The organism is Streptomyces sp. I05A-00742 (genome assembly GCF_013055795.1).
Lineage (GTDB): Bacteria > Actinomycetota > Actinomycetes > Streptomycetales > Streptomycetaceae > Streptomyces.
This window is the reverse complement of record NZ_JABETO010000032.1, coordinates 57,135-58,358: the sequence shown is the minus strand read 5'-3', so window position 1 is coordinate 58,358 and position 1,224 is coordinate 57,135. Positions and strand designations below refer to the sequence as shown.

Here is a 1,224-nt window from a genome sequence, read left to right as displayed (position 1 = left end):
AACTTCCGGACGATCAAGTCGCGCGACGGCTGGGCCTTCATGGGCTCCTCCACCGGCGGCTTCGCGGGCCTGAAGGCCGTCCTGAAGCACCCGGACAAGTTCAAGGCCGTCATCGCCTCCGGACCGGACATCGTCCCCGACTCGCAGCTGTGGAACGGCCACCAGAAGGAGAAGGCCGCGAACAACCCCGAGGTCCTCTCCAAGAAGCTCATCGCCAAGGGCGGCCCGGACGTCTACCTCGCCTTCCAGTACGGCACCCTTGAAGGGACCGTGAAGGGGAAGGTGGACAAGTACATCGCCACCTACGGCAACAAGGGCCCCATCCACACCCATCTCCAGGTCATCCAGGGCGGCAAGCACGACGCCCGGACCTATGTGAAGGGCATGACCCAGGGCAGCATGAAGTGGATCAGCGACCAGATCTCGGGGCCGGTCCCCGCGTCCTGAACCCCTTCCCCGGGGCCTGCGAATCCGCCGGGGCTCGCGAATCCGCCGGGCGCCCCGCGTCCGGCCCGTACCGAACCGACCGCCCTGTCCTCCGGGACAGCGAGACGTCCAGAGGGACAGGATGACCAACTCAGCCAACGGCGCCTACCAGTCGCAGGGGCACCGCAGGGCCTCCCGCGCCAAGCGCTGGGCCCTGGTCGCGGTGTGCCTGGCCGTGCTCGGCGCGATCGCCTACCCGGTGCTCAACTACTTCGAGGTCTTCTCGGACAAGGGCGACCCCATCTCGTTCGACGGGGGCGGGGACGGGAAGGGCGGCGGGGGCAAGCCCGGCGCCAAGGCGCTCATGCCGACCGGCCCGAAGGCCGACTTCAAGATCTCCGGCACGGTCCCGGAGGACGGCAGCAAGATCGCCGTCGTCTCCTACAAGGGGAAGAAGTCCGGCTTCACGGGCAAGGTCTGGGTCTGGGCACCCAAGGAGTACAAGGAAGAGAAGTACAAGAACAGCGGCTTCCCGGTACTGATCGCGCTGCCCGGCGGCGCGGGGTTCCCCAACAACTACTGGATGGGTTCGAACCTCAAGCTCCAGGCCTCCGTCCAGAAGTGGGCGCAGGAGGGCAAGAGCCTGCCGTTCATCATCGCCATGCCCGTCCTCAACCCGGAGAACCACGACGGGAAGGGCGACCCGACCCCCGGCCGCTACTGGGACGGCAGTGACATCCCCGGCCAGCCCAAGATGGGCACCTGGCTCACCGAGGACGTCCCCCAGCTGATCAAGGA

1 protein-coding gene and 1 pseudogene are annotated in these 1,224 nt (G+C 67.3%); both read left to right on the top strand.

The annotated features are described in order from the left end of the window. Positions 1-447: alpha/beta hydrolase-fold protein (locus tag HN013_RS33250; RefSeq protein WP_249375367.1), on the top strand; the 447-nt coding region annotated here is incomplete at its 5' end. A gap of 121 nt (positions 448-568) precedes the next feature. After that, positions 569-1,224 (top strand): annotated as a pseudogene (locus HN013_RS33245) (hypothetical protein); the annotation flags it as partial.